Below are 24,567 nucleotides of genomic sequence, written 5' to 3'. Positions count from 1 at the left end.
GTCTTTCTCGAAAGCCAGACAAGGACGACCGTGTCCATACCCGTTTCGACAGTCATCATCGAGGACGCCCTCTTTATCGAAAGAGTCGTCCCGTTCGACTGGAGTGAAGTAAAGCGGAGGCCATGGGCGACCTTCGGGCTCCCTGCTTTTTTGTTCGGCGTATCAGTATGGGTGTTGGCGTGCGTGATCGGTTTAGAGACCTTGAAGAGCCTGCGACTGTCCGCAAGAAGGACGTGGTTCTAATGGCGACGATCACCAGCTTCGAAGGCATGGGCCATCCGTCCAAATCGGAACTTCGCCAGTTCGCCGAGCTTTTCACCCCCGTTTTCCAGGCATCTTCGGACGAGGCAAAGCGGCAGGCGGTTGCCGCTCTCTCCCAATGTGAAACCGTGCCCCAGGCCGTTGCCCTGTTCATCGGCTGTCAGCCGATCGCCATTGCCGCTCCGTTCCTCACGAGTTCGCAGGCGATCGACGACGATACACTCATCACCATCGCACGCACGCAAGGGGCCGCCCATGCACGGGCAATCGTGCGCCGCTCCTCGCTCTCCCCCAAGGTCATCGATGCGCTCGTCGGTCTGCATCAGGCCGAACCGGAACGCGGCATGACAGTGCCGGAACAACCGGCAGCCGTCGCTGCATCCCAAGTCGAGGCGACAGAAACCGCACGGCAATCGCGCGAAGAAATCTTGCGCCAGCAGATCAAACAGGCTGCACGCCATCTCAACCGCGATGACAGCGACCGGCTCGGTCTGCGCAGCCTTAGCGAGACGCAGGAAGCGCTGCTCGTCCGCTTTGCGCGCGAACGCGATGCGGTGCAATTCGCAACGACGCTTGCCGATGCCCTCTCCTCCAGCTACTGGCTTGCTGAACGCATTCTGCTCGACACTTCGGGGCAACAACTTGCCGTCACGCTGGTGAGCCTCGGCATGGGCATCGCCGATGCCGTCTACTCGTTGGAGCGCTTCTATCCGCATCTGGCCGAACGGCATGGCAGCGTCAGCCGGGCGTGGCTGGTGCTCGATGATATCGACTCGGAAGAGAGCCAGGCGCGCGTCGAGGCATGGCGCCGCGCCGACAGTTACACCTATCTGCCGCAGGAAAAGCCGGCGCAGCGTCCTGAAGCGCCGTTGTTCGGGGCAAAATCAGGTTCTCTTCGCGAATTGCGTGCGGCAAACCGTCGGTAAAGACGGCTCAATCCAGCGGATTGGCGCGGAAACCGGCCAATGGGACGATATCGGCGATATCGTCCGTTTCCAGTTCGACGATCCATAAATCAGGATCGAATTTCAGCTCGCGATCAAGGGTTTCACGGATTTCCTGCGGTTCCTTCCGCTCGATGCGGATCTCGAAGAGCCGCGTCCCGCTCTCCTCCTCATCGAACAGGCTCTGCGGTGCCGGCGCATAGAGGGTCTCCGATCCATCGCGGAAACGTTGGCGGATGAAGATCGCGCCAGCCTGCTCCTCGCCCTTGTGCTCGACAGCGGCAAAATCCCCACGCGCAAACAAGCGGCGGACAAGGGCGGAAACAAAGATGTCGCTGCGCAATCTCATGCTCGAGCTATAGCGATGCATGCTCGCCAAGGCAATTGAAGCCGCCTGCAGCGCGTAGTCGTCACCAGGTTTGCGGCAGAGGCTTGTACCGCTGGCTTCAGAGCGCGCCGATATCCTGCAGCTTCTTGAGGACCGCCATATTCGGCTCGCCGGTTTCCGGCAGGCGATAGTGCTTCTGGAAGCGGCGGATCGCTGCCTTCGTCTGCTCTCCGGCTACGCCGTCGATGCTGACATTGCTATAGGCGATGTTGCTCAGACCCTTCTGGATCTGCATGACCATATTGACCTTGTTGACCGCATCGCTGGGCGTTGCTTTGGCCGCTACCGCGCCGGTCTTCGAGTTCTTTTCGGCATTCTGTATGGCGGCAGCAACCGGGTCGATTGCATCAGCCGTGGCGGAAACGTTGACGGGGCGCTCGGCGGGGACGGCAGCCGTCGCATTCGCTCTGCCGCTGGCCGGCTGTGCAGCGGCGGCATTGCTGGCCTTGAGGGCGGCCAGAAGCTCCGGTGTCGGCGTGCCGGTTTGCGGAAGACCAGACGCCTCCTGAAAGAAGAGGATGGCCGATGTCGTGCGCGATCCCGGCTTCCCGTCGGCTGCGCCATCATAGAGGCCGTGACGGCTGAGTTCAGCCTGTACATCGGCAATCAGTTTCGACGGCGCGCTGGACGACTGTGCTGTCGAGGGTGCCGTGGCGGAATTGGAAGCCGAATCCTGCCTTTCTATCCGAAAGGTGGTGACATTGCCGGCATCGGCCTGCTGCGCGTGCAGGAAGGATTTGCGGCCGGGGATCTGGTAAGGAGATGCGGGATCGCGGGTACGCATTATGGGCGATGGATGCGCACCCGTCTGATACCAGAGCGCGTTGGCGGTGACGAAACCGAAAACCCCGAAGAAGAGCGCGACGCCGCCGGCAATGGCGGGATGACGGCCGACTGCACTGCCGATCAGAGCGGCGAGCGCACCCACACCGCGAAGGCCAAGGCCGCCCAGCGCAGTGCTGCCGCGCAGGCTCAGGCTGCCAAGGGCAACCGCACCACGGGAAGCCAGGCCGGGCTGCTTGCGCTTGCCCTTCCCTCTTCCGTTAGGCGATTTTCGCTTTTGCGGGGCCATTCATCAATTCCTTGTTTCGCCCTTCATCTATCTCCACAGTATGTTTCAGGCGCGGCGGAAAATCGACAGGGCGATTAACATCCACAGGCTGCTGCATTGTCACGGCACCGGAGCCGTCGAACGGAATGAGGATGGTAATGACTGTGCCCTCGCCCGGCGCGCTGGCAATCGAGAAGTTTCCGCCATGCAGGCCGACGAGACCCTTGACGAGCGACAGGCCGAGACCAGTGCCGGCATAACGGCGGGTGTAATCGTTCTGGATCTGCACGAAGGGCTGGCCGAGCGATGCCAGCCGTTCGCTGGCAATGCCGATGCCCGTATCGCCGACCGACAGCTTCAACATGCCATCGGCCAAGGCCGCATCAATGGTGATCGCGCCACCCGCATCGGTAAATTTGATGGCGTTGCCGACGAGGTTGATGAGGATCTGCTGGATCGCCCGCTGGTCGGCGACGATCTCGCCGAGGCCGCGCTGGATGCGGCTTGTCAGCGTCAGCCCCTTTTCCTTCGCCTGCAGCCCGAGCATTGCTTCGCATGTCGCAATGGTATCTTCGATCGCGAAGGATTCGAGCAGCAGTTCGTAGCGGCCGGCCTCGATCTTGCTCATATCGAGCATGGTGTTGACGACCGACAGAAGATGGGCACCCGACTGGCGGATCAGGCCGACATATTCGCGCTGGCGGTCATTTTCCAGCTTGCCGAAATATTCGCCGCTCAGAATATCGGAAAAGCCGAGGATGGCGTTGAGCGGGGTACGCAGCTCATGGCTGACGGCAGCCAGGAAGCGCGACTTGGCATCATTGGCCGATTCCGCCTCAGCCGCCTTGCGCGCCGCATCCTCGCGGAGCTGCTGGTCCTGAGAGATATCGCGCAGTTGGCTGACGATTGCCGTCAGGCGCCCCTCGCCATCGCGGCGCGCGGTCAGCTCCATGCGCACATTGACGAACTGGTCATCACCGCCGACGACCGCCGACCGTTCCAGGCGCAAATCGGCGCTATGGGCATCCCTTCCCTGGCGCAGTACATCGATCGCCTGCAGGAAGACGATTCTGTCTGATACGTGGATCTGCTCGACGAAGCCACGCCCGGCGGGGTCGCGCATCCAGCTCAGGAATTCCGCACGATCGCGACCACCGACCGTGGTTACATTGCCCTGGGGGTTGAGCAGCAGGACGAGGCCGAAGGCCGACTCCAGCATCAGATCGCGGTGCTCGACGACGACAGCCTCTGCCGGGTGGAGGGCAGGCCGCTGACGCGACAGCGCGATGCTGCCCACAGCCGAAAAGAGGAAGGCGGCGCATACCGTGGCCACGCCGGCAGGCAGCGCCACGGCCGGGCTGGTAAGGAGGGAAAGACCCGCCGGAACGGCAAAGAGCGCGACGGAAGAAGCAAGCGCAAGCCGGCGCAGGATCGCCAATTCCTGCCCATGGACTTCGCCATCCCCGCTCGTTCGGGAAAGCCAGCTTCGGCCTACCCGGTCCACGAGGGCTACAGCCCCGACAGAAATGTCACTCAATACGCGCACACTACAACCCGTCAAAACGGTCACTTATCGGACCGCACAATAGGCCCCGCCGACTTAAGGAAAGAATAAAGAAGGAACGCTGAAGACGGCCGAAAAGGGCTCAAAATCCCGTTTTGACGCAGAATGAGGGACCATTGTTTTTTGTGGTTAACAGCAGGTAAGCAACGGATTTTATTCGTATTTCTGCCGCGCGTTAACTTTTGCGGCAAGGCTTGCATTCGCAAACCCCTGTATATCAGGTGGATAGGGCGAGACATGCTTAACGGCAATCGCTACAATTTGAACCAAATGCTGGTCAAAGCCGGAAAGCTAAAATTTGAATCAAAATTGCAGAAAATGCTGCCGACTTTTGAAAAGCGCTGTTGTCCTCTGCCAGATAGGGTTCGAACCAGATCGGACGGGCAAGTCCGAATCGGCGATCGAGCCGAGCGACAGAGAGGATGGGGCTAGGCGATGTGGTTTCTGATTAGAGCAGGGTTCTGGTTTTCGCTGGTTCTCATGTTCCTGCCGATCTTTGCAAAGCCCGAGGGTGCGCCGCGGCCGGCAGGTGAAGCGACGCTGCAGGTTACCGATGCGATTTCGGCTGCATCGGGCGTCGTTCAATATGTCGGCGCCATGTGCAACGAGAAGCCGGATGTCTGTGCCAAGGGCGGCGAAACGCTGACGGCGCTCGGCTATCAGGTCGGCGACGGCGCTCGCGTCGCCTACGACATGCTCGGCCGTCATTTCAAGGATCACGACGCAAATCCGCAGGCAGCTGCCGCAACGGCTCACACGGGCACCGATCAGATCGCCGCCATGGCGCAGCCAATGCCGGCCAAGCGCATCACGGGTACGGAAACGGCCGACGTCGTCGTTACCGGCACGGTCAAGCTGCCGTCCTCCATTCCACTGCCGATGCCGCGCCCACATATCTGACATTTCTCCATTGGCCCCAACTTCAGCGCCACCGACCCCTATGGTCGATGGCGTTCTTTGTCGTCCCGGGTTCAAATCGGGTACCGTTTCGCCTATATCCAAGACAATGGACAATCTGGACTGCTGCAATGACACCGCTTGAGAAGATCATCGAAGACTTTTCCTTCCTGGACGAATGGGAGGATCGCTACCGCTTTGTAATCGAGCTCGGCAAGGCGCTGCCCGACCTGCCGGAGGAAAAGCGGACGTTGGAAAACAAAGTGCAGGGCTGTGCGAGCCAGGTCTGGCTCGTCACGCATGCATCTGGCGATCCGGACAATCCGATATTGACCTTTGAAGGCGATTCAGACGCGCATATCGTGCGCGGGTTGGTGGCGATCGTGCTTGCCACCTATTCCGGCAAGCCAGCTTCGGAAATCGCGGCTCTCGACGCACTCGATGTCTTCGGGAAGATCGGGCTGGTGGAGCATCTGTCCTCACAGCGCGCCAACGGCTTGCGCTCGATGATCAAACGCATTCGCGAAGAGGCTCGTGTCAGGGCCGTGGCATAGGCCGCTCCTGCAGCCAACATGCGGATAACCCGGCCCAAAAGCCGGGTTATCTTTAAGGTCGTTATGGAACTCTCAGCGGCCGCGCTTGCGACGTTGGCCGAGGCCCATTTCCTTTGCCAGGCGCGAACGGGCTTCCGCATAGGCTGGCGCCACCATCGGATAATCGGCAGCGAGGTCCCACTTTTCGCGATATTCTTCCGGCGAAAGACCATGATGGGTCATGAGATGGCGCTTCAAAGACTTGAAGCTGCCACCACATTCGAGGCAGGTGATCTGGTCATCCTGCACGGATTTGCGAACGGATACGGCCGGCTTCTGCTTTTCGACCACGGTTACGGCAGGTGCCGGGGCCGAGGTGCTGCTCAAGGCGGAATGTACGTCGGAAATCAAATTCGGAAGGTCGCTGACCGGTACGACATGGTTGCTGACATAGGCCGCAACAATGTCGGCGGTCAGTTCAACCAGTAACTCCTGCCCATTGCCAAGGGCCGCATCTGTCATTGTGTTCTCCTGTTCATCGGCTTGCCTGCTGCGTCCGCGCCTCCGGAGAGCACGCAGGGCACAACGTTGCTATATATTTCGCGCTCGGCTACGGAAATCTGTCGATTTCGCTATGTCCCAGCGCCGAACAATCCGCACAAACGCATTGCTCGTATTCGTAGCAGTCACCAGCAAGAAAACGGTGGATAAAACCAAATTTCTTACCGCATGAAATCCACCCCTAGACCTCACGCGAGAGAAAACCGCCCCTTGCCGCCTGACATCAGAATTAGCGACCGCGATAGCGATCTTTAATCGCTTACCGGAAGAAAGTTTTGCTCAGCTTTTCATCAAAGAAAGATAAAAGCATCGAGAGCTTAAACCCGGTCGAGACTAACTCAACATCAGAACTCTACTTGAATCTGAATTAGCACTCTTTATCCAAATGTCCAGTTTTTAATCCCTACATTTCTTCGCAAAAAATTCATCTATTAAAAAACAGATAACTAATAACGCGAACAGCTATTCCTTTCTGAACAATTTCCACGTTTGTTAGCCCTTCTTTCTATACGCGCTTTTGGTGATCTGCTCCCTCGCCAGCAGTTCATCCCGCACGGAAGGCGGCGTCAGCCGGTGTCCGGCCCTATGTGCAGCCCGCGCGAGAAGATGTGCTGCGATCGGTGCCGTCAGCACGAAAAAGACGAAACCCGCCAATGCTCTTGCCAGGACCGATATGTCCTGCGAGTGGATACCGACTGCAAGTAGTAGCAGGCCGGAGCCGACCGTACCCGCCTTCGACGCCGCATGCATGCGGCTGTAGAGATCGGGAAGGCGCACGATGCCAATCGCCGCGATGAGCGAGAACAGCGCACCCGAAAGTAGAAGCACGGTTACTATGATGGCCCAAAGCAAATCCACTATCGCCCTTCCTTCTTCCGCCCGCGGTGCTTACGCCTCTTTTTGCCTTCGGCTGCGATATTCTCATCCGGTCCTGCGCCAGCCTGTTGCACGGCATCCGATTGCCCCTGTGTCAGGATGAACCGTGCGAAGGCGACCGTCGCGAGAAAGCCGACGAGACCGAGCGAGATGGCAATATCGATATAGAGCGTGAAACCCGTCTTGATGGCGATGATGGCGATGAAGCCGATGGCGATCGCCACCAGCATGTCGAGCGCGAGAACCCGGTCCGGCAAGGTCGGGCCGGCCACCACACGATAGACGGTCAACAGGAAGGCAATGCTCAGAATGCCGAGCGCCACCATCGCGGCGGCCGAAACGACGGACGCGGCCATCATCGGAAAGCCTCCATGATCCGGCGCTCGAAGCCATCGGCGATGATGCGCCTGATGGCCTCCGGATCGGAGCAATCGAGCGCATGGACGTAAAGCGTCTTGCGATCTTCGGAGACGTCGACGGACAGAGTTCCCGGCGTCAGTGTGATAAGATTGGCAAGCAGCGTGATTTCGAAATCGCGATCGACCGTCAAGGAAAAGGCGAAGATACCGGGCTTCACGTCCATCCTGGGGCTCATGACGGCGACGGCGACCGCCCAGACCGACTTGGCGAGCTCCCGTATGAACAGCAACAGCAATGCCAAAATGCGGCGGGCACGGCCGAGATAAAGCACGCCGCCATAGGACGAGCGGACGATCGCCAGCGCAATTGCCGCAAGGACGAATCCGAAAACCAGATTGAGGAAGGAAGCGCTGCCGGTAATGGCTACCCAGACGATGGCGAGCAGCAGATTGAAGACGAACAGGATCATTGCGCGCCTCCTGCCGTGGGAAAGACGGAGCGCAGATAGGCCGACGGTTGCTCAAGGCCGGCAGCGGCGGCCTGCGTCAGGTGCAGGAGCCATTCCGGAAACAGGCCGAAGCCGACGACAAGCACAGAAAGAGCAAGGAGCGGCAGCGCCGCCTGCCATGCAATCGGCTCCGCTGCGATCCCATCTGTCGCCGCCGGGCGCCAATAGGCCAGGAGAAATACCCGCCCGAACACGATCGTCGTCAGGAAACCGGCCAAAAGGATTGTTGCGGCAAGCCACCATGCGCCCGTCGCGAGCGCCGCCTTCACGAGCACGACCTTGGGCCAGAAGCCGGAAAAGGGCGGCAAGCCGCTAATGGCGAAGAACAGCACCAGCGAGATGCCGGCAAACCAGCCGTTGCGGCGATAGAGGCCACCGAGGGCGCTCAAGGAAAAGCTGCCGCCGAGCCGAGCCGCCTGCCCTGCGAGCAGGTAAAGTGCCGTCATCAGCACCATCGAATGCAGTGCATAGAAGATCGCCCCGCTGAGGCCCGCGGCACTGCCGAGAGCGACACCCGCAAGCATGGTTCCGATACCGGAGATGACGATATAGCCGAGCATGCGCCTGACATCGTTTGCCCCGAGCGCGCCGACGACGCCGACAAGCATGGTGGCAATAGCAACGACCGCGACGAGCGGGCCAAGCTCCGCCCGCTCGACAGGCAGCAGCATGACCAGAACCCGGATCAGCGCATAGACCCCGACCTTGGTCAGCAAGCCGGCAAAAATCGCCGAAACGGTTATGCGTGGCGTGTGATAGGAGGCCGGGAGCCAGAAATTGACCGGAAAGGCGGCAGCCTTGATGCCGAAGGCCAGCAGGAACAGGCCGGCCAGCGTCATCAGCGGTACGTTGCTATGATCCGCCCTCGCCCTCATCGCGATATCGGCCATGTTGAGCGTGCCGAAGACGGCGTAAAGATAGCCGACGGAGACGAGAAAGAGCGTGGTGGCGATCAGGTTGAGGACAGCATATTTCAGCGCACCGTCGATCTGCTCCGGCTCCGAGCCGAGGATCAGCAGGCCGAAAGACGAGATCAGCAGCACCTCGAACCAGACGTAGAGATTGAAGACATCGCCCGTCAAGAAGGCGCCGCTAACGCCGGCGAGCAGCAGCATCAGGAATGGAAAGAAACCGTATCTCCGACCACTCACCGTGATTTCGCCAAGAGAATAGAAACCCGCTGCGAGTGCAACGACCGCCGCCGTCAAAGCCATGAGCGCGCCGAAAATATCGACAGTGAAGGCGATGCCGAAGGGCGGCAGCCATCGCCCCATGACCATGGTCACGGCGCCGTCGCTGACGACCCGATAGAGCAAGGCGGCATCGATCAGCACCAATAGCACAAGGCCGGGAATGGCGATCGCAGCATGCCATTCGGTACGATTGCGCAGCATCAGAAGAAGCGCGCCGAGCCCGATACACAAGACGACCGGCAAAATGACGAGCCAATGTCCCATCGGTATCGGCGCGGCAACCAGCGCTTGGGAAAGATCAACTGCGGTATCCGTGGGTCCAGCCATGGCGTCAGTACCCCAAGGGCGGCAGCGGCCGCTCCTCCGGTTCAGCGAGCCGCATCTCGCCTGTGTTGTCGGTCTTCAAGGCTTGGTAGGCCCGATAGGTCAGGACGAGCAGAAAAGCCAGGAACGAGAAGGAGATGACAATCGCCGTCAGGATCAAGGCCTGCGGCAGCGGATTGGCGGCGGCAAGATCGAGCGTGGCCGCGCCTTTCTGAATGATCGGCGGCACTTCGGGCGTGACCCGACCGGCCGTGAACAGCAAAAGGTTGACGGCGTTGCCGAGGATCGCGATGCCAAGCATGATGCGGATGGAGTATCGCGACAGCATCAGATAGATCGCAGCGGTGAAGAAGATGCCGACGACGACGGCGAAGACGGCTTCCATCAATCCACCTCCCGCTCTTCGAGCGCGAGCGCGATCGAGGTAATAGCGCCGACGACGACCAGATAGACGCCGGTGTCGAAGAGCATGACGGTGGAAAGCGGCACCTCGACACCGAAGAGATGCGGATAGATCCACAACCCCGTCATGAACGGCACGCCGGCAAAGACGGACACCAAGCCGGCAAGGGTCGAGGCAAGCAGACCGAAACCGGCAATCGCCAGCGGATGAAAGATGATCGCGCGGCGGACCGCAGTCACCCCGCAGGCAATGCCATAGATCGCGAGCGCCGAAGCCGCGATCAGGCCGCCGATAAAGCCGCCGCCGGGCTCGTTGTGACCGCGCAGCAGCACGAAGATGGAGAAGAGCAACATCAGGGCCGTCAAAAACGGCGCGGCGGTGCGGAAGATCAGCGTGTTCATGAGCGCTCGGCCTCCATCCCTTCCTCGAAACCGGGCTTCTCCTCAAGATCGGGATCGTTGGTTGCAAGCTTGCGCTCGCCGCCGGCGCGGATGCGGATCAGCGCCAGGATGGCAAGCCCGGTCATGGCGACGACAGCGATTTCGCCGAGCGTATCCGTGCCGCGGAAGTCGACGATGATGACGTTGACCACATTATCGCCATGCGCGATGAGCTTCGAATATTGATTGAAGAAGGTGGTCAGCGTCAGATCGAACGGCGCGTCGGTCGCCTTCAGCAGCAGGAGCGTAAAACCACTGCCGCAGGCAATGGCGAGCACGGCATGGGCGATCCTGGCGAGCGGCGGCCGGCGATCGGACGGCGAAAGCCGCAGCCGCGTCATGACAAGCGCCAGAATCACCACCGCAAGCGTCTCGACCATGAACTGCGTGAAGGAAAGATCCGGTGCGCCGAACAGCAGGAAAATGACGGCGACGGCAAAGCCCTGGATGCCAAGCGAAACGATCGCCGTCAGCCGGTCGCGTGCAAACACCACCGCCCCAACGCCGATGACCGCGATCAGGAAGATCGTCGCCTCATGCCATTGTAGGTTCGGCCATGCCGGCATCGCGGGCAGCTCGCCATGAGCAGCGAGAGGGATCAGCAACATTGCCGCCAGGCAAAGGAAAGTGACGGTGACGTAGATTTCCAGTCGGCCAGGTTGTAGCATCCGCGAGACGATGTGCGACAGCCGCACCAGACCGGAGATGAATCCATCAAAACCGCGATCCGGCCCCGGTCCAAGGGCGCGCAGAACGACGGACATCAGGAAACGCGCACGATCGAGCTGCCAGTAGACGATGACGCCGATCAGCACGGTCAACAGAGAAAGCGCCAGAGGCAGACCAACATGCGGGATCAAGGAGACCGAAATCTCCAATCCCTTGCCGCCGACCGCGCTTGCCATCGGCGAAGAGATATACTCGTGCCAAAGGCCTGAGAACAAAGCCGAAGCGATGCCGAGTAAAGCAAGCGTGACCGGTCCGAGCCAGAGCAATGGCGGCGCCTCATGCGGCTGATGAGGCGTATCGGTCAGCGGGCCGACGAAGGGCTTCAGCGCCACGGCAAAGGCGATGGCAAACATCAGCGCATTGCCGGCCACGGCGATGATGGTGAGGATGATCGCAGCCGGCGACGCCTGTGCCAGCGCGGCATAGATCTCTTCCTTGGCAAGGAAGCCGAAGGCCGGCGGCAGACCACCCATCGACACGGCGGCGACCAAGGCAGCGGCAAAGGTCAACGGCATGGCCGAGCGCAAGCCGCCCAGCCGGGTGATATCGCGTGTTCCCGTTTCATGATCGACGATACCGGCGACCATGAACAGGGCGCCCTTGAACAGGGAATGCGCCACCAGATAGAGGACGGCAGCTTCGACTGCATAATCGGTGCCGAAACCGGTGAGCATCACCAGCAGGCCGAGCGAGGAGACCGTCGTATAGGCGAGCTTCAGCTTCAAGTCGGTCTGGCGGATGGCAAGCAAAGTTCCGACGAGCAAGGTCGCCGCGCCGAATACCGGCAGGATGGTCTGCCAGGCCATCGTCCCGCCCATGATCGGATTGAGCCGCATCAGCAGATAGACGCCTGCCTTCACCATGGTTGCCGAATGCAGATAGGCCGAGACCGGAGTCGGCGCCTCCATGGCATTCGGCAGCCAGAAATGAAAAGGAAACTGCGCCGATTTGGTGAAGGCACCACCAAGCACCAGGATCAGGGCCGCCAGATAGAGCGGGCTTGCGCGCAGGACATCGCCAGCCTTCAGGAGATCGGACATCGCGCCGATGCCTGTGATCTGCCAGATCAACAACAGGCCCGCCAGCAACGGCAGCCCGCCGCCGCCGGTCACGACCAGCGCCTGCAGCGCCGCCCGTCGCGACGCTTCCCGATGATGATCGAAGCCGATCAGCAGGAAGGAGGTGATCGAGGTCAGTTCCCAGAAGACGAACAGCGTGAGGAAGCTGTCCGAGACGACGAGGCCGAGCATCGAGCCCATGAAGAGGAAGATGAAGGAGAAGAAGCGGCCGAGATCGACATGCCCCTTCAGATAGCCGCCGGCATAGAGGACGATCAGCGTGCCGATGCCGGTGATGAGCAGCGCAAAGGTCAGCGACAGGCCGTCAATCAGCCAGGAGAACCGGAGATCAAGGCTCGGCACCCAATCGAAACCGCCAGTTTGGATGCCGCCGGCTGCAACGGCGGGAAGGAAGCTCGAAAAATGCAGAAAGGCGAGAGTGGGAAGCAGCGCCAGGAGCCACGCCGCATTGTGGCCCAAACGCCGAACGACAACCGGCGCGGTCAGCGCACCGAGAAAGGGCAGGCATAGAGCCAGGAATGTCAGGCCCGCGGTGGCGGCGGCCATGCTCCCCCCTAACTGAACGTTCATGCGGAATCCGGCAAAGCCGGAGCGGTCTTGAAGGGATAGGCGAAAGGACACATCGCCTCAAGCCCTGACAAGGGAAAACCGGACGTAAACCAACGAAATCGATTTTTGCTGCCAGCAGCCGTGGAGGTTGCAGGATTCAATGATCGTCCGGAAGCCCGCGATGCCGGTTTGAACGTCGCAGCATTGCAGAATTCCTTGCTATTCCCGCATGGCTCGCAATGAAGTTGTAATGAATTTGCGCTAATTTATCGGTATTTTCCGAACCGCTATGGAAATTGCGCTCAAAAAAGCGCTAATCTTGATCGGTTTGCAGATCTCGCCTCCCGGAAACCGCAATGCTCGCCCGCCTGATCGCCCTCCTGCTTCTTTTCGCCGTCCCGGCCTTTGCCGCGGACTGGTGGTCCTATGACAATGCAGGCTTTGGCTACGCGATCGAGCTGCCGTCGGAATTCCATCTTGCCGCCTCTTCCGAGGATACCGATCGGCTGTCGCTGTCGCCGGCAGATCGCTCCGCTTCGCTGCAGGTCTTCGGCACGATGGTTGCCAATGGCGATTTTGCATCGGAAGCGAATGGGCGTGTGGCGCTTGCCAGAGACCAGGGCTGGAAGATTTCCTATTCGAAATCGAATTCGCGCGGCATCAGCTTTTCCGGCACCAGACAGGGGCGGATCGTCTACGTGCGTGGGGTTGCGCTCTGCAACGGTGCCGCGGCCTTCTTCCAGATGGATTACTCGAAGGCGGACATGCAGCGCTACGACGCCATCGTCATGCGCCTCGTGCGCAGCCTGCGCTCGACGAAGAAATGCGCGCCGACGGCGGAGATCGTCAAAAGTTTTCCGGCGACAGGCTGAAGCAGGTCAGTACCGCCGAATAATGCACGGCGGCGGCGGCAACCACGAAGCCATGCCAGATGGCATTCTGGAAGCGCAGCCTTTCCCATACGTGAAAGATCACGCCGAGCGAATAGATGACGCCGCCGATGATAATGAGCAGCATCGAGGCGAATGGAATATGCATGGAAACCGGCTTGGCGACGAGGATGCCGCTCCAGCCCATTGCAAGGTAGAGCAGAATCGCCAGCCGATCGAAGCGTCCCGGAAAAAGGATTTTCAGGACGATACCAAACGCCGCAAACACCCAGACTGCGATCAGCACGCCAAGCAGCAGCGGGTCCTCGGATCCGCGCTCCAGAAAGGGGGTGTAAGTAGCGGCGATCAGGACATAGATGAAAGAGTGGTCGAAGCGGCGCAGAAACCATTTCGTCCTGGATACCGGCCATAGATTATAGGTAAAGGACATTCCGAGCGTCAGCACCAGGCCGACGCCATAGATCCAGGCGGCGGCAATTTCGCCGTAGGAGCTCCAAACCGTCGCATAGAAGATCAACACGGTGGCGCCGATCAGCGCGAGGACCACGCCGACACCATTGACGATGCCGTCCGCGATAATCTCATAGCGGTCATAGGCCCAGCGGATGCCTCTGTATTCGGTCATTTCATCCGGCTCCGTTTTCGTTGGAAACCGATCCTTGCACTAGAAACAGGAGGAGACAACTGCGCCAAACGCGCACATCGATCAATCTTCGTGAACGGCTTGCCATAGGCCTAGTTGTCGCTTGTCAACGGAAAGCGAACGCTCAATCCGCAATTTATGGTCTTCTGTGAACAATCGAAATCCGCCATATAAATATGCAAGTACAACGGACCAGAGGATCAAAAAGGCATATCAACCGGCGAAACCCTCCTGTCCGCTACCGGCGGCCCTTGCCGCCGACGCCGGTTGCCTTTTCGAGACCCCACCCCAAGGTTGGAACTGACACCATGACCGAAACTGCCCCCTCCTACGCCCTGACCCGTCCCGCCTATGTTGGCCAGTCGCACCTCGTCGTTACCGACATGGCGCTGGTATCCCGCTTCTATCAGGACATGCTGGGCTTGAAGGTCATCGAGAAGACAGCGAGCGGCGAAGTACTCGGTGTCGCCGGTCTTCCTCTTCTGACGCTGACGACCGATCGGGCTGCGGTGCGTGCACCGAAGACGGCGGCCGGCCTGTTCCATACCGCGTTCCTGCTGCCGAGCCGTGTCGAGCTTGCGCGCTGGCTTCGTCATGCCGCTCATAAGAATGTGGTGCTGGAAGGCGCTTCGGATCATATCGTCAGCGAAGCCATCTACCTGTCCGACCCCGAAGGCAACGGCATCGAAATCTACGCCGACCGCCCGCATGAGGAATGGACCTTCCACGATGACGGCACGGTCGAAATGGCGACGCTCCGGCTTGATCTGCAGAAGCTCTACGAGAGCGCCCCGCAGGATCGCTGGGACGGTATGGCCGAAGGATCGGCCATCGGCCATATCCATCTGCAGGTCGGCGATGTTGCCGAAGCCAACGCCTTCTATCGCGACGTCCTCGGCATGAAGGTCATGGCAGCGCGCTATCCCGGCGCGACCTTCCTTGCGACCGGCGGCTATCACCATCATCTCGGCGCCAATACCTGGAACAGCCGCGGCGCCGGCATACGCAGCGAACATATGACCGGCCTTTCCGACTATACGTTGCGCTTCAACGACAAGTCAGCCCTGGACAAGGCCGTAGCGGCCCTGGAGCAACACGAAATCAAGACGGAGAAGCGCGACGGCGGCATATCGCTGCGCGATCCGTGGGGTATCGGACTTAATCTCATCGCCTGACTTTTCCGATCCGACCGCCATTCGACAAGCCCGTTGCGGAACCGCGGCGGGCTTTTCGCGTTGAAGTAGCGAGGCAATCCTGCCTTCGGGGAACTTTCCGGGGATGGAATTCGACAAAATCGCCGCCGGCCGATCGGATGCAGCAACCGCGTCGCAGGATGTCGGCCCGGGTATCGATCGCAACGCATCCCGGGCACAAGACGACGAAACGGAAATTTTCGGTCTCTCCGACCAGCGAGGACGCGACAAGCTCGACATTGCCGCCTCCTGGGCAACGATCGGCATCTTCCTGATGTTGGCCTTCGCCGCCGTCTACACGATGTCGCTGATCCTCATTCCGGTGACGCTTGCCGTCGTCGTCGGAATGATCCTCGGCTTGGCGGCCGAAAGGCTCAGCAAGCTCGGCATTCCCCGCGTTCTGAATGCCGTCATTCTTTCCTCCAGCGTTGCCCTGGTGATCTTCCTCATCATCAATGCGCTCGCCGAACCGATCGCCAAGCTCGCACAGCAGGCGCCCGACTTCTTCCAGCGCACATCCGACCGGCTGATGCCCTATCTCGACCGGTTTCAATGGCTGCACATTTCATCCGAAACCTTTCAAGGCAGCCCGATGTCGATCAACACCTTGCTGGAGAACAGCGGCAACGTGCTGCATGTCGTGTCCACCAGCCTGACGCCGGCCATCGTGCAGATCCTGATCTTCTTTGCAGCCCTGCTGCTATTCCTTGCCGGCAGGGTAAGCCTGCGCAAGACGATCATCATGACCTTTTCCAGCAGGGCATCTCGACTGAATGCCATCCGCATCATCAATGCCGTGGAGCGGGTGCTCGGCTTCTATTTTGCGACGGCTTCGCTGATTTATGCCGGGATCGGCCTCGTGATGACCTTGATCGCCTATGTCGGCGGAATGAGCGTGCCGGTGCTGTGGGGCGTTTTCGCCTTCTTATCCAGCTTCATCCCATTCCTCGGCGTCACGACCATGACGATTGCACTCGCGATCGCCGGCATCATCACGCATTCGGACATCATTTTCGGTCTCGCGCCGGCCGTCGCCTTCTTCGCAGTGCATCTGACCGTGGAAAACCTAGTCTTCCCGGCAATCATGGGCCGCCAATGGGAACTCAATCCCTTCGTCGTCTTTCTGGCCATCATCTTCTGGACATGGATGTGGGGCGCGGTCGGCGCCATGCTGGCGCTGCCGCTGTCGCTGATCGTCATGACCGTCATTGACGAGCTTTTCATCGAGGAAAAAACGCAGCCGCAATTGCCGGGCTAGCACTCGAGCGCTCAGTTGGTCGTGTCGTCGTCACCCTTTTCGGGGATATCCTGCAGACGAACGAAATCGACGCCCTTGGCCTTCAGCGCGAGGATGCTGGCCGCGACCCCCTCGCCTGCCGTATGCGTCGGCTGGTTGATGTGGGAGATGATGACATCGCCGTCCTTGGCGGAGGCATATTGCTTTTCCACCATCTTGGCCGGCAGAAGCGAACCGCTGTCGCCATTCACCGAGTAGCCGGCGATCCGATAGCCCATGCCACGGATCTGCATGATGGCGGCAGGCGTGTATTTCGCGGTCGCGCCACGGAACCAGCGCGGTTGTGGAATGCCGGCTGCGATCATCGCGTCCGCACCGCCCTTCACCTCCAGAGTGACCGCCTGCGGCGAGCCAGCGGCGGCGATACCGTAAACCTTGGTCGGGACATCGACGGCGGGGATATGATTTTGACCGTGATTTTCCAGCTCGAAGAGATCCGGATGCGCAAGGAAGACCTTCAATGCATCCGGATTGGTACGCAGCCAACGCGCGGTGACGAAGATCGTCGCCGGAATGCGCTGATCGACAAGGGTGCTCAGGATGCGTGGGTCGGTCTTGCCCATGCAGGCATCGAAGGTGAGCGCGATGCGGGGAGCTCCCTTGCCAGCGCGATCGACATGCAGATGCGGCTCCACAAGCTTGATCTTCGAAACCGGCGCCTTCGGCGGCAGTTGCGGCCAACCGGCAGGCGGCTGCTCGGGTTGCGCGGCAAAGGCGGCCGCCGCGACAAGAAGGAGTGAGGAAGCGAGCAACAGGCATTTCATCGGACGGCCACCGGTGGATCAGGCAAACAAAATTCGGCGGGCGCTTGATTACCAGCCCAGCCACACCGCTCGCCATTATCCGGCAAGACGCCGGAAATATGGCAAAGCGGCGGCGGCAGCGCCCATTTCACATCACAATGACGACGGACATGAAAGCTGCCAAGTCCGGGCTTCAACCTGACCGCGTCTATGATACGATTGATATGAGCCTACCCTAGCACTATCTGCGTATCTTTCCGTGCTCCCGAAGAGAGACATGTATGAGTCGCGATCCCTATGAAATTTTGGGCGTAAAGCGGGACGCCCCGCAAAAAGACATTCAAAGCGCCTATCGCAAGCTTGCCAAGAAGCTGCACCCAGATCTCAACCCGGGTGACAAGCAGGCCGAGGACAAATTCAAGGAAGTCTCGGCGGCCTATGGCATTCTCGGCGATGAGGAGAAACGCGGACGGTTCGACCGTGGCGAGATCGACAGCAGCGGTGCCGAGCAGGCACCGCGCAACTACTACCGCGATTATGCAGCGCAGGAGGGCCAGCGCGGCCGCTATCAGAATGCGGGCGGCTTTGCCGATTTCGGCGATGCCGACGATATATTTTCCAGCTTCTTCTCGCGGCGCAGCCGAGGCCAATCGCAAATGCAGGGTCAAGACCGTCACTATACGATGGAGGTCGACTTTCTGGACGCCATTAATGGCGCGAAGAAGCAGATCAGCCTGCCCGAGGGGCCGGCGCTCGACGTCCAAATTCCACCAGGGACACGCGATGGGCAGACGCTGCGGCTGAAGGGTAAGGGCGATCCCGGCTTCAATGGCGGGAAACCCGGGGACGCGCTGATCGCCGTGCATGTTCGGCCGCACCGCTTCTACACGCGCGATGGCGACGATATCCGATTGGAAGTGCCGATTTCGCTGGCCGAAGCTGTGCTCGGCGGCAAGATTCGCGTCCCGACACCGTCGGGAGCCGTCACCGTGACGCTGCCGCCGAACTCCAATACGGGCAAGGTGTTGCGCTTGAAGGGCAAGGGCGCACCCGTGCGCGGCAAGGACAATGGCGATGCCTATGTCTCGCTGAAGATCGTCCTGCCGGATACGCCGGACCCCGAGCTGACGCGCTTCGTTTCAGATTGGGAGGCAGGCAAGGCGCAAGATCCCAGAAAGACCATGGGAGGATAAGCGATGAACGAGAACGAGTTTCGACTTCACCTCCGGATCGAAACCACGGTGCTGGAAGTCTGGATATCTCAGGGCTGGGTCGTGCCCGAAGTCACCGATCAGGGCCGCAATTTCCATGACTCCGACATTGCGCGCGGCCGGCTCATCCTCGATCTCAGCAAATCGATGGGCGTCAACGAGCCAGGCGTCGATGTCGTCATGGATCTGGTGGATCAGCTTCACAGCCTCAGAGCGACGCTGCGCGACCTGACGGATGCCGTGTGCCGGCAGCCGCCCGATGTACAGGACCACATCCTGTCGGAGCTGACACGTGTGGAATCGCTGAGACGGCGATAGGTAGGAAACTACCTTAGGATGGAGTGTGGCCACCCTAAAGTGACGTCCGCGGCCCCTGCTGCTTGATCCGGGCGCTCAATCGTAAAGATAATGCTCCTGCCAAGCGTCGCGCGGCACCTTGTCACCGATCTGATAGCTCAGATCGCGGACATGGATGTGCTGCGGCCCGGTCACACACGTATAGGAGAGGTGATACCAGTCACCCTTGCTGCGAAAGACGGCGCCGGGCGCATTCATGGCATCCGGTTTCATATCCGGATCGCCGAATGTATAGGCGATCACCTTGTCCGGTTTGAAACCCGTCTTGTCCGTACCGATCCGCTTCATGGCCTCTGCATCGCACGCCTGCTCCATTCGCTCCGACGGATCGAGCTTCTCCAACTGCTTCTTGATAGCCGCATCGACGGCGAAGGCGGAGGTGGCGACGCTAACCAATGGAATCAGGATGGCGAAGAGTTTCAGCATGAGGACCGGTCCCTTGCATTGTTTTGGATTTGAGTGCGTTCGCTCTACTGGAGAAGGCTTTGACCGCCCTCATGTCGACGCACTGTATGCCGACTTCGATAAAGAATGTGGTCTCATCAAGGCAGCGCCACGATGCGGTCTCCCGCAAGCTGCCTGTTCGAGCAAAACTAATATCGGCTGCTTGCATGAAGCTGGAGGGACGGACTTGCCGCTTGAACCTCACCTCGCTGCCCTCTATTTCTCTCTTCACTTCACATCCGACTTTCACTCCAGAGAAAGCGCCCCTCGTGTCAGTTTTCAAGAATCTTCCCACCCCGCCCGCCGCTGCGAAAAAACCGTTTACGGATACACGTCATGGCATTACCCGCACCGACGATTACGCGTGGCTGCGGGCCGACAACTGGCAGGCGATGTTCAAGGACCCGTCGATCCTGGCGCCGGAAATCCGGTCGCATCTGGAGGCGGAGAACGCCTACATGAATGCCGCAATGGCGGACACGAAGGAGCTGCAGAAAGTTCTCTTTGCCGAGATGAAGGGCCGCATCAAGGAAGACGACAGCTCGATACCGATGAAGGATGGCCCCTACGCTTACGGCACGCTCTTCGTCACCGGCGGCGAACAGCCCCACTTCTTCCGCGAACCGCGCAACGGCGGGGAACGCAAGCTGCTGCTGAATGGCGACAAGGAGAATGAGGGGAAATCCTATTTCCGCCTTTCCGGCCTCGATCATTCCTCCGATCACAGCCACGGCATCTGGGGCTATGACGACAAGGGCTCGGAATATTTCACGCTGAAGATCCGCAATTTCGAGACCGGCGAAGATCTGCCCGACGTGATCGAGAACACCGGCGGCGATGCCGTCTGGGCACCCGACGGCAAGAGCTTCTTCTACACGCTGCAGGACGAAAACCATCGCCCCTCGAAGATCTTCCATCATATCATCGGCACAGCGCAGTCGGACGACCGGCTCGTCTATGAGGAGGAGGATCCGGGCTTCTTCATGGGCGTCGGCGGCTCGCTGTTGGACGACTACATCTTCATCGACATTCACGATCACGAGACCAGCGAATATCGCATCATCCCAACCTCGGATCTCACCGCCGAGCCCAAGATCGTGGCCGAGCGCGAAACCGAGATCGAATATGAGATCAGCGAAGGCGGCGACGTCTTCTACATTCTCACCAATGACGGCGGCGCCAAGGATTTCAAGATCATGGAAGCACCGGCAGAGAACCCGGGCAAGGAAAACTGGCGTGAGGTCGTGCCCCACAAGCCGGGCACGCTGATCCTCAGCCACCTCGCCTATGCTCGCCATCTTCTCTGGCTGGAGCGCAAGGACGGCCTGCCGCGCATCGTCATCCGCGACCGTCGCACTGGCGAGGAACACGCGATCGCTTTCGAGGAGGAAGCCTATGCACTCGGCCTGCAGGGTGCAGCAGAATACGATACGGATGTCATCCGCTTCTCCTACTCTTCGATGACGACGCCGAGCCAGCTCTACGACTACAACATGGTGACGCGCGAGCGCACGCTGCTGAAGACACAGGAAGTTCCTTCCGGCCATAATCCGGAAGATTATGTGACGCGCCGTGTCTTTGCCCCGGCCTGGGACGGTGAGACCGTGCCGGTGACGCTGCTTTACCGCAAGGACACGCCGCTCGACGGCTCGGCACCCTGCCTGCTCTATGGTTACGGCGCCTATGGCGTCACCATTCCGGCAGGTTTCAACACCAACTGCCTGTCGCTCGCCGATCGCGGTTTCGTCTATGCTATCGCCCATATCCGTGGCGGCAAGGACAAGGGCTTCGCCTGGTACGAAGACGGCAAAATGGAAAAGAAGACCAATACCTTCAAGGACTTCATCGCAGCCGCCGACTATTTGAATCAGCAGAAGTTCACCTCTTACACGAAGATCATCGCCGAAGGCGGCTCGGCCGGCGGCATGCTCATGGGCGCCGTCGCCAACATGGCGCCGGAAAAATTCGCCGGCATCATCGCCGCCGTGCCCTTCGTCGACGTGCTCAACACCATGCTCGACGACACCCTGCCGCTGACACCGCCGGAATGGCCGGAATGGGGCAATCCGATCGAAAGCAAGGAAGAATACGAGCAGATCGCCGCCTACAGCCCCTACGACAATGTCGGCGAAAAGCCCTATCCGCCAATCCTCGCACTTGGCGGGCTGACAGACCCGCGCGTTACCTATTGGGAGCCGGCGAAGTGGGTTGCCAAGCTGCGCGAGAAGACGACGAGCGAAGCACCCATTCTCCTGAAAACGAACATGGACGCCGGCCATGGCGGTGCTTCCGGCCGCTTCCAGCGTCTGGAGGAAGTTGCGTTCGAATATGCCTTCGCCGTCAAGGTCGCCGAGAAGATGTAGGCCGGACAGGGGAGGAAGCCATGACCGTCTTCATCGCCCTGCTGCGTGCCGTCAACGTCGGCGGCACCGGCATGCTGCCCATGGCCGATCTCAAGGCACTGTGCGAAGAGATCGGCTTTACGGATGTGCGCACTTACATCCAGAGCGGCAATGTGGTTTTCCGCGCCGAAGCGGATGAGGCAACGGTGCTGGCTCAACTTGAAAAGGCGCTGGCGACGAAGATGGGCAAGCCCCCCGGCGTGATTCTGCGCAGCCGCGAGGCTCTGGAAAGGGCAGCGGAACATTCGCCTTTTCCGCATGCCAAGCCGAACTACCTGCTGATCACCTTCCTGCAGGAGCCGGCACCGGAGGATGCGCTGGAGAAACTCGTCGCACCCGGCGGCGAGGAAGTGCATGTCGCCGGCAGGGAGATCTACGTGCATTACCCCGATGGCTCGGGACGCTCGAAGCTGAAGCTGCCGGCGCTGAAGGCGGGAACATCGAGAAATCTCAATACGGTGCGCAAGCTGGCGGAGATGGCACGGGAGCTGGAGGAAGACTAGGGACGCGCCAACAGGGTCTCATAGTCTCGGCTGCCAAAAATTATGTTGGTGATGCGCACGCGATCATCTTCCACGAGGTAAAGAATAACAATGCTGCGCTCGAAGACGGCCATCCGTATGCCGGCAGCCAGATCGGGCCGCGCAACACCGCCGAGTGGCGCGTTGCCAATCTTCATACATTTATTCCGGATGCGCTTGATATAGCCCAGGGCTGTTTGCCTGTTTTTGCTTTGGTCCAGCACGTAGCCGAATATCGACTGAAGATCAGCTTTGGCTGTCTCACGAAACGCGACGGTATATCGCTTCGTGCGGTTACTGTTTCTCCGCAGCCAGCGTCTCGATCCAGTTGTCGATATCCTGCATGTTCAAATCCGGCCTGGGATCATCGAGCGATGTTTTCACTCGCTGCCTGATCGCTGCGATCCGCTGCTGATATTCCTCTTCTTCCCTTAGCCAGACCCGGACTGCCGCCCGTAACACCTCGCTCGTAGAGGCATAGCTCCCCGCATCGACGCGAGCTTTGATCGCGGCAACCATTTCACTGGGGAGCGAAATGCTCAGTTTCTCGTTCATCGCAAAATCCTCTTATCCGGTGGGATAAAGTAGGATGGTTTCCTACCAAGGGCAAGCGCCTTGCGTCGCCTCTCCGTCGGCCCTACCTTAGTAACATGAGCTCTCCTCTTCACGATGATACCGCCCTTCGGGCGCCGACGGCCGCCTTCGACAACAGCTACGCGCGCCTGCCACCGCAGTTTTTCACGGATCAGGCGCCGACCCCGGTTGCCGCGCCACAGCTGATCAAGTTCAACGAGGTTCTGGCGCGGGAACTCGGGCTGGATGTCGATGCGTCGAAACAAAATGCGGCGGCAATCTTTTCGGGCAACGAGCTGCTGCCGGGATCGCAGCCGATCGCCATGGCTTATGCCGGTCATCAGTTCGGCAATTTCGTTCCGCAGCTTGGCGATGGACGCGCGATCCTGCTCGGCGAGGTGAAGGATCGGAATGGCAGACGCCGGGACATCCAGCTCAAGGGGTCGGGGCCCACGCCGTTTTCCCGCCGCGGCGACGGGCGCGCCGCACTCGGTCCGGTTCTGCGCGAGTATATCGTCAGCGAGGCGATGCACGCGCTCGGCATTCCGACGACGCGGGCGCTTGCTGCTGTGATCACTGGAGAGCCTGTCTATCGCGAGGAGGTGCTGCCGGGTGCAGTGTTTACCCGCGTGGCGGCAAGCCATATTCGCGTCGGCACCTTCCAGTTCTTTGCGGCGCGGGGCGATACGGAGAGCGTACGGACCCTGGCGGATTATGTCATTGCCCGGCACTATCCCGAGATCCGAGACCGCAAGAACCCTTATCTCGCCCTGCTCGAAGCCGTGGCCGACCGGCAAGCTTCATTGATCGCGCGCTGGCTGCATGTCGGCTTCATTCACGGCGTAATGAACACCGACAATATGACCGTATCAGGCGAGACGATCGATTTCGGTCCCTGCGCCTTCATGGATGCCTATGATCCGGCGACTGTCTTCTCATCCATCGACCGCAACGGCCGCTACGCCTATGCCAATCAGCCGGCGATCGGGCAATGGAATCTCGCGCGCCTCGGCGAGACTCTGATTCCGCTGATCGACCCCTCCGTGGATGCGGCGATCGATCTGGCAAACACGGTTATCAAAGCCTATGGCGAACGCTTTCAGGCCTATTGGCTTGCCGGAATGCGCGCCAAGATCGGTCTTGCAAACGAGGAGGATGGCGATCTCGAGCTGATCCAGTCGCTGTTGGCGACGATGCAGCAGCAGGGCGCGGATTTCACCCTCACCTTCCGCCGGCTAGCGGCACTCGCCGCAGACGAAGACGTCGGCGATTTTGCCGCGACCTTCAGCGATCCGCAATCGCCGGCACCTTGGCTCGAACGCTGGCGCGAGCGGCTTGCTCGCGATCCGCAGACGCCGGCGGCGCGGGCGGCGGCGATGCGCAAGGTCAATCCTGCCTTCATTCCCCGCAATCACCGGATCGAGCAGGCCATCGAGGCTGCTGTGGAGGACGGCGACTTTTCTCTATTCGAAGCATTGCTGAAGGTGCTCGCCATCCCATACGAGGATCAACCAGGCTTTGCGCCCTATGCAGAACCACCATTGCCGACAGAACGGGTGCTTCAAACCTTCTGCGGCACCTGAGGAAGCTTGAGCGCACAAGCCCCGGGCAGGCTTGCGGAGTCATCGTCCCC

At 60.1% G+C, this 24,567-nt stretch carries 27 protein-coding genes; 11 read left to right on the top strand and 16 right to left on the bottom strand.

Annotation, left to right across the window (positions count from 1 at the left end):
• The first annotated feature begins 179 nt into the window (after positions 1–179).
• Positions 180–1,187, top strand: a complete 1,008-nt coding sequence (locus tag I8E17_RS03485; RefSeq protein WP_229002072.1) for a DUF2336 domain-containing protein — start codon at positions 180–182, stop codon at positions 1,185–1,187.
• 7 nt (positions 1,188–1,194) lie between these two features.
• Here the strand turns inward: I8E17_RS03485 and I8E17_RS03480 are convergent, their stop codons facing one another.
• The 3 genes from I8E17_RS03480 to I8E17_RS03470 all read right to left on the bottom strand — a co-directional run bounded on the left by I8E17_RS03480 (position 1,195) and on the right by I8E17_RS03470 (position 4,190).
• The gene (locus I8E17_RS03480; RefSeq protein ID WP_069616307.1) at positions 1,195–1,554 is read right to left on the bottom strand and encodes a DUF1491 family protein; all 360 of its coding nucleotides are present in this window, start codon (positions 1,552–1,554) and stop codon (positions 1,195–1,197) included.
• A 97-nt stretch (positions 1,555–1,651) separates the two neighbouring features.
• Entirely contained in the window at positions 1,652–2,665 is a 1,014-nt protein-coding gene (locus tag I8E17_RS03475) for a peptidoglycan-binding domain-containing protein (protein WP_113366342.1), read from the bottom strand.
• The gene (locus I8E17_RS03470; RefSeq protein WP_113366341.1) at positions 2,637–4,190 is read right to left on the bottom strand and encodes an ATP-binding protein; all 1,554 of its coding nucleotides are present in this window, start codon (positions 4,188–4,190) and stop codon (positions 2,637–2,639) included. Before I8E17_RS03470 ends, I8E17_RS03475 begins: the two co-directional genes overlap by 29 nt.
• 453 nt (positions 4,191–4,643) lie before the next feature.
• Between I8E17_RS03470 and I8E17_RS03465 the strand changes: the two genes are divergently transcribed.
• Complete coding sequence (locus I8E17_RS03465) at positions 4,644–5,108, top strand: DUF5330 domain-containing protein (RefSeq protein WP_069616073.1); 465 nt, start codon at positions 4,644–4,646, stop codon at positions 5,106–5,108.
• Between the two features lie 128 nt (positions 5,109–5,236).
• The gene (locus tag I8E17_RS03460) at positions 5,237–5,659 is read left to right on the top strand and encodes a SufE family protein (protein WP_069616072.1); all 423 of its coding nucleotides are present in this window, start codon (positions 5,237–5,239) and stop codon (positions 5,657–5,659) included.
• A 72-nt stretch (positions 5,660–5,731) separates the two neighbouring features.
• Here I8E17_RS03460 and I8E17_RS03455 read toward each other — a convergent pair whose 3' ends face one another.
• From I8E17_RS03455 to I8E17_RS03420, 8 genes are all read right to left on the bottom strand, one after another.
• Positions 5,732–6,160, bottom strand: coding sequence for a MucR family transcriptional regulator (locus tag I8E17_RS03455; protein ID WP_069616071.1), 429 nt, complete (start codon positions 6,158–6,160; stop codon positions 5,732–5,734).
• A 531-nt stretch (positions 6,161–6,691) separates the two neighbouring features.
• Positions 6,692–7,057, bottom strand: a complete 366-nt coding sequence (gene mnhG, locus I8E17_RS03450) for a monovalent cation/H(+) antiporter subunit G (RefSeq protein WP_069616070.1) — start codon at positions 7,055–7,057, stop codon at positions 6,692–6,694.
• Entirely contained in the window at positions 7,057–7,434 is a 378-nt protein-coding gene (locus tag I8E17_RS03445; RefSeq protein WP_069616069.1) for a cation:proton antiporter, read from the bottom strand. Before I8E17_RS03445 ends, mnhG begins: the two co-directional genes overlap by 1 nt.
• Positions 7,431–7,904: a Na+/H+ antiporter subunit E gene (locus I8E17_RS03440; RefSeq protein ID WP_069616068.1), complete on the bottom strand. Its 474-nt coding sequence runs from the start codon at positions 7,902–7,904 to the stop codon at positions 7,431–7,433. The genes I8E17_RS03445 and I8E17_RS03440 overlap by 4 nt, the downstream gene beginning before the upstream one ends.
• Positions 7,901–9,463 (bottom strand): Na+/H+ antiporter subunit D, encoded by a 1,563-nt coding sequence (locus I8E17_RS03435; protein ID WP_069616067.1) that lies wholly within the window; start codon positions 9,461–9,463, stop codon positions 7,901–7,903. Before I8E17_RS03435 ends, I8E17_RS03440 begins: the two co-directional genes overlap by 4 nt.
• 4 nt (positions 9,464–9,467) lie before the next feature.
• The gene (locus tag I8E17_RS03430; RefSeq protein WP_069616066.1) at positions 9,468–9,845 is read right to left on the bottom strand and encodes a Na+/H+ antiporter subunit C; all 378 of its coding nucleotides are present in this window, start codon (positions 9,843–9,845) and stop codon (positions 9,468–9,470) included.
• Positions 9,845–10,264: a Na+/H+ antiporter subunit B gene (locus I8E17_RS03425; RefSeq protein ID WP_069616065.1), complete on the bottom strand. Its 420-nt coding sequence runs from the start codon at positions 10,262–10,264 to the stop codon at positions 9,845–9,847. Before I8E17_RS03425 ends, I8E17_RS03430 begins: the two co-directional genes overlap by 1 nt.
• On the bottom strand, positions 10,261–12,657 hold the full coding sequence (locus tag I8E17_RS03420) for a putative monovalent cation/H+ antiporter subunit A (RefSeq protein ID WP_113366340.1): 2,397 nt from the start codon (positions 12,655–12,657) through the stop codon (positions 10,261–10,263). Before I8E17_RS03420 ends, I8E17_RS03425 begins: the two co-directional genes overlap by 4 nt.
• 359 nt (positions 12,658–13,016) lie before the next feature.
• Here I8E17_RS03420 and I8E17_RS03415 point away from each other — a divergent pair, with 359 nt between their 5' ends.
• Positions 13,017–13,532, top strand: coding sequence for a hypothetical protein (locus tag I8E17_RS03415; RefSeq protein ID WP_069616063.1), 516 nt, complete (start codon positions 13,017–13,019; stop codon positions 13,530–13,532).
• Here the strand turns inward: I8E17_RS03415 and I8E17_RS03410 are convergent.
• Positions 13,507–14,175 (bottom strand): hemolysin III family protein, encoded by a 669-nt coding sequence (locus tag I8E17_RS03410; RefSeq protein WP_113366339.1) that lies wholly within the window; start codon positions 14,173–14,175, stop codon positions 13,507–13,509. The two genes, I8E17_RS03415 and I8E17_RS03410, sit on opposite strands and share 26 nt — an antisense overlap.
• Before the next feature lie 326 nt (positions 14,176–14,501).
• On the opposite strand from I8E17_RS03410, the gene I8E17_RS03405 reads away from it, so the two are divergent.
• Complete coding sequence (locus I8E17_RS03405; protein ID WP_113366338.1) at positions 14,502–15,368, top strand: VOC family protein; 867 nt, start codon at positions 14,502–14,504, stop codon at positions 15,366–15,368.
• Between the two features lie 103 nt (positions 15,369–15,471).
• A complete protein-coding gene (locus I8E17_RS03400; protein WP_069616060.1) occupies positions 15,472–16,644 on the top strand; it encodes an AI-2E family transporter in 1,173 nt (390 codons plus the stop codon).
• 11 nt (positions 16,645–16,655) lie between these two features.
• Here I8E17_RS03400 and I8E17_RS03395 read toward each other — a convergent pair whose 3' ends face one another.
• Complete coding sequence (locus tag I8E17_RS03395) at positions 16,656–17,447, bottom strand: polysaccharide deacetylase family protein (protein WP_113366337.1); 792 nt, start codon at positions 17,445–17,447, stop codon at positions 16,656–16,658.
• Positions 17,448–17,707: 260 nt separating this feature from the next.
• Here I8E17_RS03395 and I8E17_RS03390 point away from each other — a divergent pair, with 260 nt between their 5' ends.
• Complete coding sequence (locus tag I8E17_RS03390; RefSeq protein ID WP_069616058.1) at positions 17,708–18,619, top strand: DnaJ C-terminal domain-containing protein; 912 nt, start codon at positions 17,708–17,710, stop codon at positions 18,617–18,619.
• A gap of 3 nt (positions 18,620–18,622) precedes the next feature.
• On the top strand, positions 18,623–18,955 hold the full coding sequence (locus I8E17_RS03385; protein ID WP_069616057.1) for a chaperone modulator CbpM: 333 nt from the start codon (positions 18,623–18,625) through the stop codon (positions 18,953–18,955).
• Between the two features lie 75 nt (positions 18,956–19,030).
• Here I8E17_RS03385 and I8E17_RS03380 read toward each other — a convergent pair whose 3' ends face one another.
• Positions 19,031–19,420 carry a DUF930 domain-containing protein gene (locus I8E17_RS03380; RefSeq protein ID WP_069616056.1) on the bottom strand — a complete coding sequence of 130 codons (390 nt, stop codon included), beginning with the start codon at positions 19,418–19,420 and terminating at the stop codon, positions 19,031–19,033.
• A gap of 287 nt (positions 19,421–19,707) precedes the next feature.
• Between I8E17_RS03380 and I8E17_RS03375 the strand changes: the two genes are divergently transcribed.
• Together I8E17_RS03375 and I8E17_RS03370 are read left to right on the top strand one after the other, a co-directional pair.
• Positions 19,708–21,801 carry a S9 family peptidase gene (locus tag I8E17_RS03375; protein ID WP_069616055.1) on the top strand — a complete coding sequence of 698 codons (2,094 nt, stop codon included), beginning with the start codon at positions 19,708–19,710 and terminating at the stop codon, positions 21,799–21,801.
• Between the two features lie 20 nt (positions 21,802–21,821).
• Positions 21,822–22,343 carry a DUF1697 domain-containing protein gene (locus I8E17_RS03370; RefSeq protein WP_069616054.1) on the top strand — a complete coding sequence of 174 codons (522 nt, stop codon included), beginning with the start codon at positions 21,822–21,824 and terminating at the stop codon, positions 22,341–22,343.
• On the opposite strand, the gene I8E17_RS03365 is transcribed toward I8E17_RS03370, so the two are convergent.
• Both I8E17_RS03365 and I8E17_RS03360 read right to left on the bottom strand, forming a co-directional pair.
• A complete protein-coding gene (locus I8E17_RS03365) occupies positions 22,340–22,585 on the bottom strand; it encodes a type II toxin-antitoxin system RelE/ParE family toxin (RefSeq protein ID WP_229002071.1) in 246 nt (81 codons plus the stop codon). The two genes, I8E17_RS03370 and I8E17_RS03365, sit on opposite strands and share 4 nt — an antisense overlap.
• Positions 22,586–22,655: 70 nt before the next feature.
• The gene (locus tag I8E17_RS03360; protein WP_069616052.1) at positions 22,656–22,916 is read right to left on the bottom strand and encodes a ribbon-helix-helix domain-containing protein; all 261 of its coding nucleotides are present in this window, start codon (positions 22,914–22,916) and stop codon (positions 22,656–22,658) included.
• Positions 22,917–23,011: 95 nt separating this feature from the next.
• Here I8E17_RS03360 and I8E17_RS03355 point away from each other — a divergent pair, with 95 nt between their 5' ends.
• Positions 23,012–24,517 (top strand): protein adenylyltransferase SelO, encoded by a 1,506-nt coding sequence (locus tag I8E17_RS03355; RefSeq protein WP_069616051.1) that lies wholly within the window; start codon positions 23,012–23,014, stop codon positions 24,515–24,517.
• Positions 24,518–24,567: the final 50 nt, after the last annotated feature.

Source organism: Rhizobium sp. AB2/73, from assembly GCF_020871915.1.
Taxonomy (GTDB): Bacteria; Pseudomonadota; Alphaproteobacteria; order Rhizobiales; family Rhizobiaceae; genus Rhizobium; species Rhizobium dioscoreae.
Note: the sequence above shows the minus strand (reverse complement) of the source record. Positions and strands in the feature narration are given on the sequence as shown.

What these genes read in the sequence shown, in the direction of transcription:
- I8E17_RS03480 (WP_069616307.1), bottom strand. Translation starts at nt 1,554, where the DNA reads ATGAGATTGCGCAGCGACATCTTTGTTTCCGCCCTTGTCCGCCGCTTG.
- I8E17_RS03475 (WP_113366342.1), bottom strand. Translation starts at nt 2,665, where the DNA reads ATGGCCCCGCAAAAGCGAAAATCGCCTAACGGAAGAGGGAAGGGCAAG.
- I8E17_RS03465 (WP_069616073.1), top strand. Translation starts at nt 4,644, where the DNA reads ATGTGGTTTCTGATTAGAGCAGGGTTCTGGTTTTCGCTGGTTCTCATG.
- I8E17_RS03460 (WP_069616072.1), top strand. Translation starts at nt 5,237, where the DNA reads ATGACACCGCTTGAGAAGATCATCGAAGACTTTTCCTTCCTGGACGAA.
- I8E17_RS03455 (WP_069616071.1), bottom strand. Translation starts at nt 6,160, where the DNA reads ATGACAGATGCGGCCCTTGGCAATGGGCAGGAGTTACTGGTTGAACTG.
- I8E17_RS03445 (WP_069616069.1), bottom strand. Translation starts at nt 7,434, where the DNA reads ATGATGGCCGCGTCCGTCGTTTCGGCCGCCGCGATGGTGGCGCTCGGC.
- I8E17_RS03440 (WP_069616068.1), bottom strand. Translation starts at nt 7,904, where the DNA reads ATGATCCTGTTCGTCTTCAATCTGCTGCTCGCCATCGTCTGGGTAGCC.
- I8E17_RS03435 (WP_069616067.1), bottom strand. Translation starts at nt 9,463, where the DNA reads ATGGCTGGACCCACGGATACCGCAGTTGATCTTTCCCAAGCGCTGGTT.
- I8E17_RS03430 (WP_069616066.1), bottom strand. Translation starts at nt 9,845, where the DNA reads ATGGAAGCCGTCTTCGCCGTCGTCGTCGGCATCTTCTTCACCGCTGCG.
- I8E17_RS03425 (WP_069616065.1), bottom strand. Translation starts at nt 10,264, where the DNA reads ATGAACACGCTGATCTTCCGCACCGCCGCGCCGTTTTTGACGGCCCTG.
- I8E17_RS03420 (WP_113366340.1), bottom strand. Translation starts at nt 12,657, where the DNA reads ATGGCCGCCGCCACCGCGGGCCTGACATTCCTGGCTCTATGCCTGCCC.
- I8E17_RS03415 (WP_069616063.1), top strand. Translation starts at nt 13,017, where the DNA reads ATGCTCGCCCGCCTGATCGCCCTCCTGCTTCTTTTCGCCGTCCCGGCC.
- I8E17_RS03410 (WP_113366339.1), bottom strand. Translation starts at nt 14,175, where the DNA reads ATGACCGAATACAGAGGCATCCGCTGGGCCTATGACCGCTATGAGATT.
- I8E17_RS03405 (WP_113366338.1), top strand. Translation starts at nt 14,502, where the DNA reads ATGACCGAAACTGCCCCCTCCTACGCCCTGACCCGTCCCGCCTATGTT.
- I8E17_RS03400 (WP_069616060.1), top strand. Translation starts at nt 15,472, where the DNA reads ATGGAATTCGACAAAATCGCCGCCGGCCGATCGGATGCAGCAACCGCG.
- I8E17_RS03395 (WP_113366337.1), bottom strand. Translation starts at nt 17,447, where the DNA reads ATGAAATGCCTGTTGCTCGCTTCCTCACTCCTTCTTGTCGCGGCGGCC.
- I8E17_RS03390 (WP_069616058.1), top strand. Translation starts at nt 17,708, where the DNA reads ATGAGTCGCGATCCCTATGAAATTTTGGGCGTAAAGCGGGACGCCCCG.
- I8E17_RS03385 (WP_069616057.1), top strand. Translation starts at nt 18,623, where the DNA reads ATGAACGAGAACGAGTTTCGACTTCACCTCCGGATCGAAACCACGGTG.
- I8E17_RS03380 (WP_069616056.1), bottom strand. Translation starts at nt 19,420, where the DNA reads ATGCTGAAACTCTTCGCCATCCTGATTCCATTGGTTAGCGTCGCCACC.
- I8E17_RS03370 (WP_069616054.1), top strand. Translation starts at nt 21,822, where the DNA reads ATGACCGTCTTCATCGCCCTGCTGCGTGCCGTCAACGTCGGCGGCACC.
- I8E17_RS03360 (WP_069616052.1), bottom strand. Translation starts at nt 22,916, where the DNA reads ATGAACGAGAAACTGAGCATTTCGCTCCCCAGTGAAATGGTTGCCGCG.
- I8E17_RS03355 (WP_069616051.1), top strand. Translation starts at nt 23,012, where the DNA reads ATGAGCTCTCCTCTTCACGATGATACCGCCCTTCGGGCGCCGACGGCC.